This is a genomic window from Candidatus Methylospira mobilis, from assembly GCF_009498235.1.
In the GTDB taxonomy this organism is placed as follows: domain Bacteria; phylum Pseudomonadota; class Gammaproteobacteria; order Methylococcales; family Methylococcaceae; genus Methylospira; species Methylospira mobilis.
The window spans coordinates 1,381,913-1,397,265 of record NZ_CP044205.1 but is presented as its reverse complement, the minus strand read 5'-3'; the positions used below and the strand labels follow the sequence as shown (position 1 = coordinate 1,397,265).

At 53.5% G+C, this 15,353-nt stretch carries 13 protein-coding genes; 5 read left to right on the top strand and 8 right to left on the bottom strand.

Features of this window, described 5'->3' with window-relative positions; genetic code table 11:
* Positions 1-5 precede the first annotated feature (5 nt).
* The 6 genes from F6R98_RS06130 to F6R98_RS06105 form a co-directional block, all read right to left on the bottom strand.
* Positions 6-461: a response regulator gene (locus tag F6R98_RS06130; protein ID WP_153248233.1), complete on the bottom strand. Its 456-nt coding sequence runs from the start codon at positions 459-461 to the stop codon at positions 6-8.
* Positions 462-550: 89 nt separating this feature from the next.
* On the bottom strand, positions 551-3,259 hold the full coding sequence (locus F6R98_RS06125) for a PAS domain S-box protein (protein WP_194270168.1): 2,709 nt from the start codon (positions 3,257-3,259) through the stop codon (positions 551-553).
* Positions 3,256-3,804 (bottom strand): methanogen output domain 1-containing protein, encoded by a 549-nt coding sequence (locus tag F6R98_RS06120; RefSeq protein ID WP_153248231.1) that lies wholly within the window; start codon positions 3,802-3,804, stop codon positions 3,256-3,258. Before F6R98_RS06120 ends, F6R98_RS06125 begins: the two co-directional genes overlap by 4 nt.
* Positions 3,805-3,879: 75 nt before the next feature.
* Positions 3,880-5,751 (bottom strand): ATP-binding protein, encoded by a 1,872-nt coding sequence (locus F6R98_RS06115; protein WP_194270167.1) that lies wholly within the window; start codon positions 5,749-5,751, stop codon positions 3,880-3,882.
* Positions 5,752-5,910: 159 nt separating this feature from the next.
* Positions 5,911-6,498 carry an HD-GYP domain-containing protein gene (locus F6R98_RS06110; protein ID WP_228125124.1) on the bottom strand — a complete coding sequence of 196 codons (588 nt, stop codon included), beginning with the start codon at positions 6,496-6,498 and terminating at the stop codon, positions 5,911-5,913.
* A gap of 60 nt (positions 6,499-6,558) precedes the next feature.
* Positions 6,559-7,095 (bottom strand): bacteriohemerythrin, encoded by a 537-nt coding sequence (locus tag F6R98_RS06105; protein ID WP_153248229.1) that lies wholly within the window; start codon positions 7,093-7,095, stop codon positions 6,559-6,561.
* A 625-nt stretch (positions 7,096-7,720) separates the two neighbouring features.
* Between F6R98_RS06105 and F6R98_RS06100 the strand changes: the two genes are divergently transcribed.
* The 3 genes from F6R98_RS06100 (at position 7,721) to F6R98_RS22435 (ending at position 12,474) form a co-directional block, all read left to right on the top strand.
* The gene (locus tag F6R98_RS06100; RefSeq protein WP_153248228.1) at positions 7,721-10,603 is read left to right on the top strand and encodes a chemotaxis protein CheB; all 2,883 of its coding nucleotides are present in this window, start codon (positions 7,721-7,723) and stop codon (positions 10,601-10,603) included.
* Positions 10,600-12,012 (top strand): PAS domain S-box protein, encoded by a 1,413-nt coding sequence (locus F6R98_RS06095; protein ID WP_153248227.1) that lies wholly within the window; start codon positions 10,600-10,602, stop codon positions 12,010-12,012. The genes F6R98_RS06100 and F6R98_RS06095 overlap by 4 nt, the downstream gene beginning before the upstream one ends.
* A gap of 339 nt (positions 12,013-12,351) precedes the next feature.
* Positions 12,352-12,474: a hypothetical protein gene (locus tag F6R98_RS22435; RefSeq protein WP_265588137.1), complete on the top strand. Its 123-nt coding sequence runs from the start codon at positions 12,352-12,354 to the stop codon at positions 12,472-12,474.
* 92 nt (positions 12,475-12,566) lie between these two features.
* On the opposite strand, the gene sodB is transcribed toward F6R98_RS22435, so the two are convergent.
* Complete coding sequence (sodB, locus tag F6R98_RS06090) at positions 12,567-13,148, bottom strand: superoxide dismutase [Fe] (protein ID WP_153248226.1); 582 nt, start codon at positions 13,146-13,148, stop codon at positions 12,567-12,569.
* 150 nt (positions 13,149-13,298) lie between these two features.
* The gene (locus F6R98_RS06085) at positions 13,299-13,769 is read right to left on the bottom strand and encodes a YybH family protein (protein ID WP_153248225.1); all 471 of its coding nucleotides are present in this window, start codon (positions 13,767-13,769) and stop codon (positions 13,299-13,301) included.
* 119 nt (positions 13,770-13,888) lie between these two features.
* Between F6R98_RS06085 and F6R98_RS06080 the strand changes: the two genes are divergently transcribed.
* Both F6R98_RS06080 and F6R98_RS06075 read left to right on the top strand, forming a co-directional pair.
* On the top strand, positions 13,889-14,818 hold the full coding sequence (locus F6R98_RS06080; protein ID WP_153248224.1) for a LysR family transcriptional regulator: 930 nt from the start codon (positions 13,889-13,891) through the stop codon (positions 14,816-14,818).
* Positions 14,819-14,867: 49 nt separating this feature from the next.
* Positions 14,868-15,335, top strand: coding sequence for a CYTH domain-containing protein (locus F6R98_RS06075; RefSeq protein WP_153248223.1), 468 nt, complete (start codon positions 14,868-14,870; stop codon positions 15,333-15,335).
* Positions 15,336-15,353 lie beyond the last annotated feature (18 nt).

Sequence of the window (15,353 nt, the reverse complement as noted above, 5' to 3'; positions counted from 1 at the left end):
CACGGCTACTTCGCGGCAAGCGGCGGGCGATTCACCAGCAGCCAGTACAGTCCCAGTTCGGATACTGTCTTGGCGAACTGGTCGAATTCCAGAGGTTTGCTGATATAGCTGTTGACGCCGAGCTGGTAACTTTCCGCGACATCTCTGTCCTCAGTGGAAGAGGTCAGCACCACCACAGGGATAATACGGGTACGCTCATCGTCCTTGATCCGGCGCAGCACTTCCATACCGTCCACCTTGGGCAGGCGCAGGTCCAGCAGAATCACCTTGGGGCCATTTGTCACCTGGCGTCCGCTATAGGCTCCGGTAGCGAAAAGGAAATCCAATGCTTCCGCGCCATCTTTTACCCATACCAGTTTATTGGCGAAATTGTTTTTTTTAAGCGCCCGTATCGCCAGTTCCGCATCGGTCGGATTGTCTTCAACCAGCAGGATTTCAACTTCTTTTACTGCATCATCCATATATATTTTCCTTTATAAACACAGATTTGTCCCGTTCAGCAATAATTCAGCCCACACTAGTGGGTTTACCGGCGCCAGCTTATTTCGAGTTAATCAGCACATACTCTGACCGGTAAGGTGAAATGTACCGTTGCGCCCCTGCCAACCTCTCCTTCAGCCCAAACCCGTCCGCCGTGACGGGTGATGATGCGTTTGACTATCGCGAGTCCGATACCCGTTCCCTCGAACTCGTTCACGCTATGCAGGCGCTGAAACACGCCGAACAGTTTATCGACATATTGGTTGTCAAAGCCTACACCATTATCCATCACATAATAAACAGCTTCACTCCCTGCAATGGAACCACCCACCTTGATTCTGGCGATATCCCTGGAATGGCTGAACTTGATCGCATTGGACAGCAAATTGACAAAAACCTGACGCATCATGGCGCTGTCGCCCATAGCCGGGGGAATCGCCTCTATTTCCAGCTGCAGCCTGTCGCCGGCGCCAGCAGGACGAAGTTCTTCGAAAACCTCATGGGCCAGTCTCTCCATGTCTATAAGGGATAAAGTCAGCTCCACACGACCTGTGCGGGAGAACTTCAGCATGTCGTCGATGAGTTGCCCCATTCTGCAGGTATTGTCCCTCACCACATTAAGCAGCCGTCTGCCTTCTTTATCCAGCTTGCCGGGATACTCATCCAGCAGGATACGGGAAAATCCGTCTATGGCGCGCAACGGCGTGCGCAAGTCGTGCGAAACGGAATATGCAAAAGCTTCGAGCTCCTTGTTGGCGGCTTCGAGTTGCCGGGTGCGTTCGACTACACGCTGTTCAAGTTCATTCTTGAGCGCGCGCAACTCGGTTTCCGCCTGCCTGCGCTCGGTAATGTCGCGTGCGATGGTGGATATGCCGGAGATATTGCCGGAAGCGTCTCTGATCGGCGAAAGAGTGAGAGCGACGTGGATCAGGGCCCCACCCTTGCAGACTCGCTCAGTCTCGTGGTTTACGACGGTGCCGCCCTTGCGTATCGTTTCCAGCAGCCCGTGGATTTCGGCATGGCGTTCGGGTCCCAGCAAGGTGATCGACTTACCCAGGACTTCATCTGCGGAATAGCCGTAAATTCTCTCGGCGCCTTTGTTCCAGCTGGTAATAATGCCGTCCGGCGTTTTTCCGATAATCGCATCGTTGGAAAACTCCACGATGGCCGCCAGCTGCGTCCGGGCCGCTTCCGCCCGCTTGTGTTCGGTGATATCGCGCGCGGCGGCAAACACCCCCGCCACTTCACCCTCTTCGTTGAGGTAGACGCTGGCGTTATAGTTCACTTCGGTTTCCTTTCCGGAGATATGGCGCAGGGTCAGTGGAAAGTCACGAACGAAGCCCCTGGCGAATACTTGCCGATAGCCCGCACGCGCCTTGTCCGGCTCGGTAAAGTTGTCGGCGAAATCGGTGTCAATCAACTCGGAACGCTTCCTGCCGGTAATGGCCTCGGTAGCCAGATTAACGTCTGTAATTTTCCCCTCCGGGCTGATGGTCACCAACGGATCGATGCTTGCCTCAATCAGGCTGCGTGAATACAGCGATGCTGCCCGCAACTCCATTTCCGCCCGCTTGCTTTCGGTGATGTCTTCGACAATGGACCAGATGTACATCCGGCCGTCGCGTCCCGTAACCAATATTCCGTTGAAACGGAGAGGAATCAGGCTGCCGTCCTTGCGCACATACTCTTTTTCGTAGGGGCCGTAGCGCCCTGTACCTGCGAGCGATTCCAAATGCCGCGCCTCGTCCGCCTCGTATTTCCTGGGTGTCAGGGTCCAGTAGTCCAGCGTCTTCAACTCCTCCTCGCTATAACCGCAGATGCGCCGGAACGATTCGTTGAACTCCACATAACGCCCATTCATATCCGTCAATGCAATACCCAGGGGCGAGAGTTCGTAGAGACTGCGCAACTTCTCCTCGTTTTCGCGTAAAGCATCCTTCTCCCGCTTGCGTTCGGTGATGTCCTCTGAAATACCGAGAAGATAACGAGGGCTCCCGTCACCGGCAAAAATAGGAATTTTTTTCGTATGCAAATAACGCAGACCCAGCAGTCTCGTACTGATAGGCTCTTCCGGTATATCCAGCGGCTCGGCGCTGTCGAGAATCGCCCGGTCTTTCGCTACGAAAAAGTCCGCCTGCGCTTTTGGAAAAAAATCATAATCGTTTTTTCCCAGCAACTCTTCGCGCGTATAGCCAAGCAACGCTTCTCCGGCTTTATTAAACCTAACAAAACACAGGTCATTGGCGTCTTTTACAAATAGTAAATTGGGAATGTGGTCTATTACACAACTGAGGAAGTGTTCACTTTCGCGTAATGCATCCTCTTCCTGTTCAAGTTTGACGGAGCGTTCCCGCAGTTGCTCTTCGACCAGCCGCCTGCGCCGGATTTCGGTGTTGAGCTCCTCGACTTTTTGGACCAATGCCTGAAACTGAATAGGTTCGTCGAATTGAATAATGACCAAAAGCTGCTGTCCGGGGGATGGCCGTTGCATCACGCACCCCTTGCACGGGAACTCCAGTCTGCTCCCATCGCCCTTATGCAGAGACAAGCGGCCCACCAGCCACTCGCCGCTGCCGAAAAACAGTTTCAAGGTCTGTCTGGTTTTTTCCCGTGGCTCCGCGACCAGTTCCATGAAAGAGCGGCCGATCAACCGGCCTTTTTCCCATTTAAGCAGTTCGCAGAAGGATTGATTGGCGAAAACAACCTCGCAGGCTCCGTCGACCACCAGAAACGGGCCCGTTATCAGTCGAAGCAACTGGGCGGTTTCCCTCGCAATCATCCGGCTGCGCTCTTGAAGTATTCCCGGCCCTCTACCGCATCCGCTTCGTCGCTCATCTTTAAAAACACCACCACGCGGCATTCGGGCTGTCCTTCGGCAAGAGTAGCTTGCAGGTGTACTTTGGCGTAGCCCAGGTTGGCGGCTGCGATGCTGCCGAAAACATTGGAAGTCATCATGCACATCGCCTTTTGTCCAACCACTTTTTCCTCGAACGGGCACGATCGGCTGCCAAAAATGATTTTCTCATCATCCTGCGCGACTATGAAAAAATCGCCTCCGATGCGCTTTTTCAAATCCACCAGCACCGCTGCAACCTGCTCCCTGCTCAGCGAAGTTGCGTCGAGGGCCTTGCAATACTGTTCGTTGATCCGCTTGCCCATCAACTGACCGACTACGCTGATAAAGCTCGACGCCTGCTCGGCGCCGACTACATCCTGCAGCACGTCGGCCAGCTCCCGGATCAGGGTGCGCATGAACAGGTCGCGATCCAAAGGGATTTTCAGGGCCGCCATTTGTTCGGCAATATTTTCTGCGTCATTACTCATTGATTGGCTCCTTGGCGCTGCTTACAAACGGGTCTCTCTGTCCACGAAACCCAGGAGAACCCAAAAGATCCATGGTCAATTCTCCGAACCCCGCTCCCGCAGAACGTTCAGTATGGCCGGGTAGTCGAAATTTTCCGTCAACCCGGACAACGTACGGCCCAAATCTGCGTCGATGTCACTAATCTGCCGAATCGCCGCCGCAATACGGTCGCTATCCAGCCGTATCAGGGCGTCCCGCAGTTCAATTCGCAACCCGGACGGCAACCTGGCGAGCATTGCCGGTTTCAGCGCGGCGCCCGCAGCCTCTCCGGCTTCGGCATAGCGATAGGTAATGCCCAGTTGCCGCGCCAGACTGTCATAGATTTGCTTGAAACGATAGGGCTTGCTCACACAATCGTCCACCCCGGCAGCCAGCATTTCCTGATGCTGCTCAGAGGTGACCGACGCGGTAACCGCGACGATCTTTACTGCCCGGCCTTCTGGCAACCGGCGAATGCACCGCGTGGTTTCCACGCCGTCCAAGACCGGCATGCGTCTATCCATCCAGATAAGATCGGGATGCCAGCTCTGAAAGAGTTCCACACACTGCTCGCCGTTTTCCGCCACTTTCACATCCAGACCGATATTGGTCATCAGCCGGCTGAGCAGCAGCCGGTTGTCGCGCCGATCTTCGGCGATCAAAATACGATAGCTGGGCTGACCCGGAGCAAGCCCCTCCACTTCGCCCTGATTTTCAGACTTGAACACATCTTCGGCTTTCGCAAGCTCCATCGGTAATTCAATCCGGAACAGCGAGCCTTTCTCCGGCGTGCTTTCGACAACAATGCTGCCGCCCATCAGCTCGATCAACTGGCGCGAGATCGCCAGACTCAGTCCGGCGCCCTGTTGACCCCCTCCTTCCGCCATATGCACAAAGGGTTCGAACAAGCGCTTCCTGTCTTCAGTACCGATGCCGACTCCGGAATCCTCGATCTCGATCACCATGTGTTGCCTGGCGTTTTGTTTCACGCCAAAACGTATGGTCACGCCGCCCCGTTCGGTGAATTTCAGCGCATTGTCCACCAGCTTGACCAGTACCTGACGCAGGCGCTCCTCGTAGCCCTGGATGTAACGCGGAAATACGGATGTCTGGTAAAGCAGGAGTTGCAGGCCTTTTTCATGGGCGCGCAACTGCATCATTTCTGTGACATCGCGCAGCATTCCGCCCAGATCGAACGGAGCGGTCTCCAGTTGCAGGCCTCCCACATCGATTTTAGCCATGTCCAGCACCTCATTGATCAGGCTCAGCAGGTGCGCACCGCTACTATTGATGATGTTGAGGTTTTCGCGCTGGCTTTCGGTTATGAGAGGATCGCGGCGCATCATGCTGGAGAAACCGAGAATAGCGTTTAGCGGGGTACGCAGCTCATGGCTCATATTGGCCAAAAACTGGCTTTTGGCCTTATTGGCCGATTCGGCGGCATCGCGAGCCCGAATCAGCTCCAGCGTGCGCTGACTTATTGCTTCCTCCGTTTGTTCCGCGCCGCGCCGGTGTGCAGTCATGCTGCGTATATTGCATTGGATTACCTGAACTTCGGCATCAGGATAAACGTGACTAATGAACTCTACATACATCACGGCGCCGTCCGCAGTCTCCAGCGGCACATCGTCATAGCATATGTATTTTCGGCTCTGCAGGTCCAGCAAGCCCGCCCGGTCGGACACGACATGCCTGAATGAACCGATGTCCCATAGAAACTTTTCGAGCAGCGCCTCCCGCGAGTATCCCAGCAGGGCCGTCAAGGCTGGGTTGACATCTTCGATCATGCCGGATTGCGCATTGAGGATCAAAATGCCGTCTTCAATCGACGGGAAAAGACAGCGGTATCGTATCGCGGAAGCCTGCAATTCTTCCTCTGTCATCGTGACTGGCGACGCCGCGACGCCGTGCGTGTTATTCGTGGTCATGGTTCTGAGTCCGCGTAAGTCTGGGAGGCGCTGATTTTTTTTATACATCAATGATGGAAGTAATGCCGGCAGTTTGCGTTTCATGTTTGGCAAAAAACGCAATTCAGCACACCCATGGGGTATGCCAATTCGCGCTGACGGAATTTTGGCGGTTTTAGCTTACACCTCTATGAGGTGTTTGTTCATCATTTCGCAGCATGATTCGAGCAGGAACGGATCGTAAACATGGGAATCACGCTGCATTACGCACAAAGCCTCGTCGCATGAAACGCGCGGGTGATAGGGCCTGTTCGAAGTTAACGCGTCCAAGGAGTCCAGAACTCTGACCACCCGGGACAAAAACGGAATTTCCTCCCCTGCCAGACCTTGCGGATATCCGCTGCCATCGTAGTTTTCGTGGTGGAAGCGCACGATTTCGGCGATACGCACATCCAGCTTCAGGGGAGCAAGCAGTCTTTCGCCTATTTCGGTATGTTGCCTGATCAATGAGAACTCGGTCGCGGTAAGCTGCGTGGGTTTGTTCAGGATATGTTCGTTAATGGACAGCTTGCCGATGTCGTGTATACGAGCTCCAATCGCGAGCAGTTCCGAGTCTTCCGCCGAGCAACCGATATGTTGCGCAAATAACATTGCAATCTTTCCGATCCGCTGGTGATGCCCGTACAAATCCGGGTCGCGCCCTTCGATGATCCCGGATATGAAGTCTGAAAGCTTTTCCACATCGGATTTGTAAGAATTGCTGTTCACTATTGACGCCCTCTGTTCTAAAGCGCGGCAGCATCACTCATGGCTGTCCCTGTATTCGCCCTATACGACTCGTCTGAAAAGCAAGGGTACGGTCGCGGTATACCCATCATAAAGCGAGGGTGACCGGAGCATCACTGAAACGCCACCAGCCGCCTGGGCATCTTTGGATCCCAGTTGGCTGCTGCTCAAATGACCGGTGCTCATAGCATGCAGGTGCTTCTCAAGCAGTTTATCCGTCCCCAGCAGATGGTGATAAAACCAATCCTGCAAAAACACCATGGTGTGGGCAGTAACCTCGGCTTGGTTACTGCTAAAGCGGTTTTGCAGTTCGACCGCTGTGGCTGTAAACTGTTGATGTTCCAGCACGTGCTCAGGAAAACCGGGAAAGTCGTATCGCGCCATCCATTGTTCTTCCGTCGCGAAATGAATACCGGCGAATTCGACTATCCCGTTAAAAACCCCGGCCATGATATCGTTGGCGTCGCCCTTCCGCATATGTTCGTCCAAGCCATTAATCAGTCGCACCATCCTCTTGTGCTGCCCATCAATTTCCGCCATTTCAACGCTAAGAAAGTCGCTCCAGGTAATTAAAGACATTTTTCCTCCCAAGCTTCTGAATAAAAGAGTTGCGGGCTCTTGTCGTGCTTGCCGTCAGCGCCGTTGAAACAAGCCAGGTAGCCGACGATGCCTATGGTGATGGCCGGACGCTCTTAAACCGAGGCCAGACTTCGCCCCGCGAAGCAGGTTGATAGTTTTCACATTCGTCGAACAGGTTGACATGAGAGCGACAAAGCGCCATACCGGTTTCGAACATCGTTTAGTTTGCACACGGTATTTCGCTCTCTGTTCGAGGTAAACCTATTTTGCGGTTGCGGCCGGCCGCCATATTCCGTTCCGGAAATCAGCGCACAATGCAGTCTTGAAACATTGATAAAAAATAAGGACTTCCTTACAATGAGATAAGTACTTACTTCTTATTACCAGAATAATGAAAATAGACTGATAGTGAATACCTCATTCGGGTTATTTTGAAGTTTTATGCCAGCGGTCCGCCACTCATTCCGCCGCAACTGAAATTGCCGCCGATGGAAGTCATGCATGAGAGATAAAAACGTCGGTGACGCCGGGCAAGCGCAAGCGAACCGGGCAACCAGTAGGCATCGCCGCCCCGTACTTCGGAGAACCGCCGGCAGACTTCATGGCTAAACCAAGGTAGCATTCAATGCCGATCAAGAAAACAGATGATGCGGCAACTGTTTTTCACATTGTCGGCATAGGAGCTTCCGCCGGCGGACTGGAAGCGTTCAAGCAATTCTTTCTACATACCGCTGCCGACACCGGCATGGCTTTCGTGCTGGTGTCGCATCTCGACCCTGACCGCGACAGCCTGCTCGCCGATATCCTGCAACGCAGCACCATTATGCCGGTGGCCGAAGCGCTGGATCAAATGCCGGTCGAGCCCAACCGCGTGTATGTCATCCCTCCCAACCGCGAGATGGTCATCGCACAGGGAAGATTGCAACTGAGCGTACCGCTTGAGCCTCGCGGCCAGCGCATGGCGGTAGACAAGTTCCTTGGGTCTTTGGCTGAAGACAGGAAGAAAAGCGCTATCGGCATCGTCCTTTCCGGCAGCGGTACCGACGGCACATTGGGATTACAAGCCATTCAGGATCAGGGTGGCGTCACCTTCGCGCAGCAACCTGATACCGCCGAATTCGACGGCATGCCGTCCAGCGCCATTCAAGCGGGTTGCGCCACGCATATTCTGCCCGTCGATAAAATGCCTGAGGCGGTTCTGGCCTGCGCCGGCACTTTGGCCTCCCAGACTGAAACACCTGCCTTTTCTACAATGAAAAGCGGGATCAGGGCTATCCTGAAGCAGTTGCTGGACTTTACCGGTCACGACTTTTCGCTATACAAAAAAAGCACCATCGTCCGTCGTATCGAACGCCGTATGCACCAGCTACATATCGAAGATATCGAAGTCTACGCCCATTACATTGAAGAAAACCCGGACGAGTCGCGCAATCTGTTCAAGGAGCTGCTGATCAATGTCACCGGCTTCTTCCGGGACGCAGAGGCGTTTGCCGTGCTGCGGAATGATATCTTGCCGAAGATGTGCAGAGACAAAGCGGATGATTACGTGTTTCGCGTCTGGGTAGCCGGCTGCGCCACCGGCGAAGAAGCGTACACCATCGCCATTCTGCTGCGCGAATTGATGGAGAAAACCCATCAGCCGTTCAAGACGCAAATATACAGCACCGATCTGGATGACAGCGCCATTGCTGTTGCCCGCCAGGGCATTTATCCGCCCAGTATCGCCCAGGATGTTGCCCAGGAGCGGCTACAGCGATTCTTCACCAGAGAGGATGCCCGATACCGGGTAAAAAAAGATATCCGCGAAATGGTGGTGTTCGCCACTCAGAACGTGATCAAAGACCCTCCCTTCACCAGAATCGATCTGATAAGCTGCCGGAATTTATTGATCTATTTGACTGCGGAACTGCAAAACCGGCTGATTCCGAAATTCCACTATGCGCTCAACCCAGGCGGAGTGCTGTTCCTGTCGCCATCGGAGAGCATAGGCAATCATACCGAACTGTTTTCATCCATTCACCGCAAGTGGAAATTTTATCGTGTCAGCCATTCCAATTTATCTTCCAGGGCGGCGATGGCGCGAGGTATGCACAGACCGGCGGAAAGCGGCGGCAAACCGCCAGAACAAGCCATGAAAAAAGCAAGCAGAACCAAACCGTTACAACACGCTAACTACTGGACGCCGGTACAATGTTTTGCACAGGCCTCGGTGACAGCCAACCTTCAGGGCGATATTATTTGCTCGCATGGCGAGACCGGCAGATACCTGCATCCAGCGTCGGAGCATACGAAGCTTAATGTGATCGAAATGGCGCGCGAAGGGCTGGAACTGGAATTGCGTTCCGCGTTCCACGCAGCCGCAGGCGAGGGAATTGCCACATTGAACCGGGAAGTACGGATCGAGTCCTATGGCGGTTCTACCTCGCTCAGTCTGAGCGTCAAGCCACTGCCCTGCCCCGTTGGCGCGCAGAGACTGCTACTGGTCAGTTTCCATGACGTCACCGATACGGCAGTAAAACTCGGACGTGAGCGCAGTGCGAAACCGGGGCGCATCGAAGAACTGGAACGCGATCTGGCATATCTCAAAGAATGCCATCAGACCACCGTCGAAGAACTGCAGGTATCCAACGAAGAGCTCAAGTCGACCAATGAAGAACTGCAATCAACCAACGAAGAATTGCAATCAACCAACGAAGAACTGGAAACCTCCACGGATGAGCTGCATCTGGCCAATGAAGAACTGATTACGGTCAATTCCGAGCTGCACAGCAAAATCGAGCAACTTGAAAGAATGCAGAACGACATGAAAAATCTGCTCGACAATATCAGCGTCGGCATCATTTTCCTCGACCGGCGCCTGATGATACGCAGTTTCACGCAAGAGGCGGTACGCATCTACCCCCTGATCGCCACCGACGTGGGCCGGCCTTTAAACGACTTCAAGCCGGTTGTGGAAGAGGGAGGCGAGCTGCTGCCCGCAGCCCGGTCCGTACTGGAATCGCTGATGCCTTATGAGCGCGAGCTGAAAATCAACGGCAACGCCTGGGTGCTGGCGCGCATCCAGCCTTACCGTATGCTGGATAACGTCATAGACGGCATCGTACTGACTTTTACCGATATCACCGCACGCATCAATGCGGTAGCGGCGCAAGAAGCCCTTAACCTGGCCGAAGGCATAGTGAATACGGTACGCGAACCGCTGGTCGTGCTGGATAGCACGATGAAGGTGGTCACCGCCAGCCGCTCATTTTACCAGGAATTCCAGGTTACGGCGGAAGAGACCGCAGGCAGCCTGATTTTCGATCTTGGCTGCCGCCAGTGGGACCACCCCGCCCTGCATGAATTACTGGAGAAAATACTGCCTGATGACCGGGGATTCGAAGGCTTTGTGCTGGAACAGGACTTCCCGGTTATCGGTCATCGCAGGATAGTGCTGAACGCCCGTCAATTCATAGGCAAGGCCGGTGAGCCGCAACTGATATTGCTGTCGATGGAGGTCGATGCATGAACGATAAATACATCAAACATCGGCAACCATTGCGCGCCAAGGCTGAGGCCTGCATAGCCCGCGCGCCTGAAATTGAGCAGCCTGCCGCGCAGGAACTGCTCCACGAGTTGCAGGTGCATCAGATTGAACTGGAAATGCAGCATGAGGAACTATGCCAAGCTCAAACGGCTTTGGAAGCGTCCCGCGACCGTTATCTGCGGCTCTACGATTTCGCTCCAGTCGGCTATATCACACTTGCCGAAGACGAATCAATTATAGAAGCCAACCTGACTTGCGCCAAACTGCTCGGCGTCGATCGCACAAAACTGATCAACCGCCGTTTTGCGCACTTTGTCGCAGCCGAAGACAGCGACCGCTGGCATCGTTATTACCGGCAGGCAATGCAGCAGGGCGGAAAACAAAGCGTTGAACTGGCGCTCCGCCACACCGGTGGCGCCGTATGGCATGCCCAGCTCGATTGCCGGCCGATGGAAACACTCCATTCTCCTGTGCTGATGGGCATCATCCTCACCGACATCACCGAACGCAAACGTGCGGATCAGGCGCTGCGCATTGCCGCCGTAGCCTTCGAAACGCAGGCCGGCATCCTGGTAACCGATGCGGACAAAACCACCCTTCGCGTTAATCGCGCTTTCAGCCGTATCACCGGCTACAGTGCTGAAGCAGCCTGCGGCCGGAAACCGTCCTTCCTGCATTCAGGCCTGCATAACGAGGATTTTTATCGGGCTATCTGGGCATCGGTAAAGCACCATGGTTACTGGCAGGGCGAAATCTGGGACAAAGGTAAGAATGGCGAGGTGTTCCCGTTATGGAGCACCATAGCCGCAGTCGCCGACGACGAAGGACATATAACCCATTATGTCGGCTCTTTCACGGAGATCACAGCACAAAAACAAGCCGAAAAGATATTGTTCGATACCCGCGATCGTCTGGAAAATCAGGTGGCACACACGCAAATGGAGCTGGAAAAATTCAAGCAGGAATCGGCGCTGGTCAATACCGCGCTCGACGTTCTGCTCAAGTATCGGGAAACAGACAAATCCGAAGCCCAAAATCAGCTTTCACATGAAATAGAGAGAACAGTCATACCCTTCCTGACCAGGTTAAAGGGGGCGGCTATCGATGAAAATCAAGGTCGTTTGATCGACATTCTCGAAATCAATCTACGGCACCTGGTAAAATCCTACGGACGCGCAGAAAATCTGCCTGCCGTCTACCAGCAGTTAACCCCAGTAGAAATTCAGGTGGCGTCATTGGTCAGGCAGGGGCTGGCCACCAAGCTGATCGCAAAAACATTGAATCTCTCGCCTGGAACCGTCAGCATTCACCGCAAGCATATCCGCAAGAAATTGGAATTGAAAGGAAAGGCCAGCAACCTTCACAGTTATCTGCTGTCGCTCTATGAATAAGACAAAACCGGAATCGAGCCATTAACAATCGTTCCACAAAAACATATATAAACATGCGAACCGAGTTTTGCAGAGAGCGCCAGGTATCGGCAGCTATACCGCCAACTTTTACCATCCAATAACCTGCGGCGACTGGCAGGCGGTAACTGACCGCCACCGCGTGTGACAAAATAATGACGAGAATGCGCCAACCCATAGGCAGCGGGAGCATACGAGGTGTATCATGCGGCGCAGGCCCGGCAAAACAACCCATATCTCGGATCGTACGCCCTTTTTTCGACCTGGGCAGGCGAACGGAAGGCCGGTTTTATCAACTTTCAAATCCTTATGGCTAAACCCATGTCTATCCTGAAAAGTATCGTACTTATTATCATGCTCGGTCTTACAGTCGTCAGCGCCACCGGCTGCGGCGGAGAACCGCTGGGCAACGGACAACCCAAAAGGCCCGCCTACACCAATTGATCGGCAAAAAAAGAATAGGGCGGGTACTCAAGTACCTGCCCTATTCGACAAAATGCGGCAACCGTCAGGCAAACCGCGCTGACTGCCCGGAATCAGGCAACGAAATTCTTGGTCGCAAACGCCCAGTTAACCAGATTCCAGTACGCCTCGAGATATTTGGGACGCGCATTGCGATAATCGATATAGTAAGCGTGTTCCCATACATCGACCGTCAACAATGGCTTCTGGTCCGTAGTCAACGGCGTTGCCGCGTTACTGGTGCTGACCACGGCAAGACTGCCATCCGCATTTTTTACCAGCCAAGCCCAGCCGGAACCGAAGGTAGTAACGGCAGACTGGGTCAGAGCATCCTTGAACTTGTCAAAGGAACCGAAACTTTGATTAATCGCGTCGGCCAGCACACCGCTCGGCCCGCCGCCGCCCTGAGGAGACAGACTGTTCCAGTAGAAGGTATGATTCCACACCTGCGCCGCATTATTAAAAATACCGCCGCTGGATTTTTTTACGATTTCCTCCAACGACAGGTTTTCGAACTCGGTACCCTTGATCAGGTTATTAAGATTGGTCACATAGGTCTGATGGTGCTTGCCGTAGTGATATTCCAGGGTCTCCGCAGAAATATGCGGGGCCAGAGCACTTTTATCATAAGGTAGTTCCGGTAACACATGTGTCATGACGATCTCCATTCAAATTCAACAAACTGCTTTAAACCGCGCGGGAAGCCACACCCGGCGTGCAGCAAATATTTCCGGGTAGTTTCCTAGGGAATAGTATCACTCCGTGAACCGACAGAAAACCCTCATTGCCGTCCCATTATACAATAACTATACGCCATGCCCGTTATCACGCCACTGCTGAACCTGCGCCTTCCAGGAACCGTCACGCTGCCGTTTCAATACGCTGTACAGCACGCCGTCATAGTGGTATTTCATGACCTGTGCGGCGGCCGGAAGCGTTTTTACCTCGGAAATACGCGTAGTTGTCACGATAGTATCTTCATGCTCGTCTTTAACCTCGATCACATCGATCGCCAGAACGCCGCCGCGCTTTTCAATCAATGTCTGCCAAAAGGCACGAATTTCGCTTGTATTTTTCGAGATCGTGCCATTCGGCTGAACCAGCATGGCGTTATCGGCATAGAGAGCGACAATATCGTCCACCTTACCGTGCGCGAATGCCTCATTCCACTTGGCGACATTGGAATCGGCTATCCGCTGAGAACTGTCATCGGCGCTAACTTGACCGCCCCAAAGAACGACCGGTAAAACGGCAAAAGCCAGAATATTTTTTTTCATGATAGCTACCTCACAAGTTTTAATGCTGTATACGACTATACAAAACCAACAACTTGTATACAATACCCAAAATTCTTTATTGATTGTTTCCTCATAAAAAATAAACTCAGGAATCCAACATGGACAAACTGACCAGCATGATTGTATTTACCAAAGTCGCCAAGGCGGGAAGCTTCGCGGCAGCGGCAAAAGAACTGAACCTTTCGCGTGCGATGGCCACCAAACACGTGATGCAACTCGAAAATACATTGGGCATCCGCTTACTGAACAGAACCACCCGCAATCTCAATCTTACCGAAGTCGGCATCGCCTACCTGGAACGCTGCCTGCAAATACTCGACGATATCGAAGAAACGGAACTATCCGTAACCCGCCTGCAAACCGAGCCCAGAGGCACGCTCAAGGTTAATGCGACGCCGTTTTTCGGCACCTATCATATTGCGCCGGCCATAGCGGCATATAACGAAGCCTACCCGGACGTCAATGTAGAGCTGGTGCTGCAAACCGGCCATGTGGACCTGATCGAGGAGGGCTTCGATCTTGCGATCAACCTGAACGAACTGCACGATTCCAGCCTGATTGCGCGCAAACTCGGCAGTTCACAGCGCGTCGTGTGCGGCTCGCCCGATTATTTCAAGCGGCGCGGCTTCCCCGCTACCCCGAACGACCTGAAAAAACACAATTGTCTGGTGAACAATACGCTTGCTCCACGTGATCAATGGCAATTCAGCGAACCGGTAACCGGCAATACTTCCGTCGTCAAGGTTACCGGCACGCTCGAAGCCAACAATGCCGACGCATTAAGACTGGCGGCCATTAGCGGCCTGGGACTGGCGCTGCTGCCCACCTACATGACCGGCCAGGACCTGCAAAAAGGGCGGCTGCAGGCAATACTGAAAAATTACGACCCGGTACAAGTCGAAATACACGCCGTATACCCCCACCGTAAACATTTGTCGGCAAAGGTCAGAACATTCGTGGATTTCCTGCATGAACGCTTCCACCCTACCCCGCCATGGGAAAAATGGGCGTCGGGTCCGCACGATTAAACAGCACACCGCCCGACAAAAAAACAACAAACCGGCTCTCATACTACGCATGGCTCATGAAATAGAACGCAAATTTTTAGTCGCCGGCAACGATTGGCGCAAGGAGATACATGCCTCGCATCGTATGACGCAAGGCTACCTGAACAACGAACTTCATTGTTCGGTGCGTATACGCACCTGCGGCGAGCAGGCCTGGCTTAATATAAAAAGCGCCACCATCGGCAGCAGCCGCCTGGAGTTCGAGTACGAGATACCGATACAGGATGCGCTGGATATGCTGGGATCGCTCCGGCAGGGTCCATTGATTGAAAAAGTTCGCCATCTGGTTCGATATCGCGATCATTTATGGGAAATCGATGAATTTGAAGGCGATAATAGCGCATTGATCGTCGCTGAGATTGAGCTGTCTTCGCCGGAGGAGTATTTCGAGAAACCCGCATGGCTCGGACGGGAAGTAACCGAGGACATTCGCTACTACAACACGCAACTGTCCAAACATCCGTTTAATAGCTGGTAACCGGCAAAAACGAAGTTC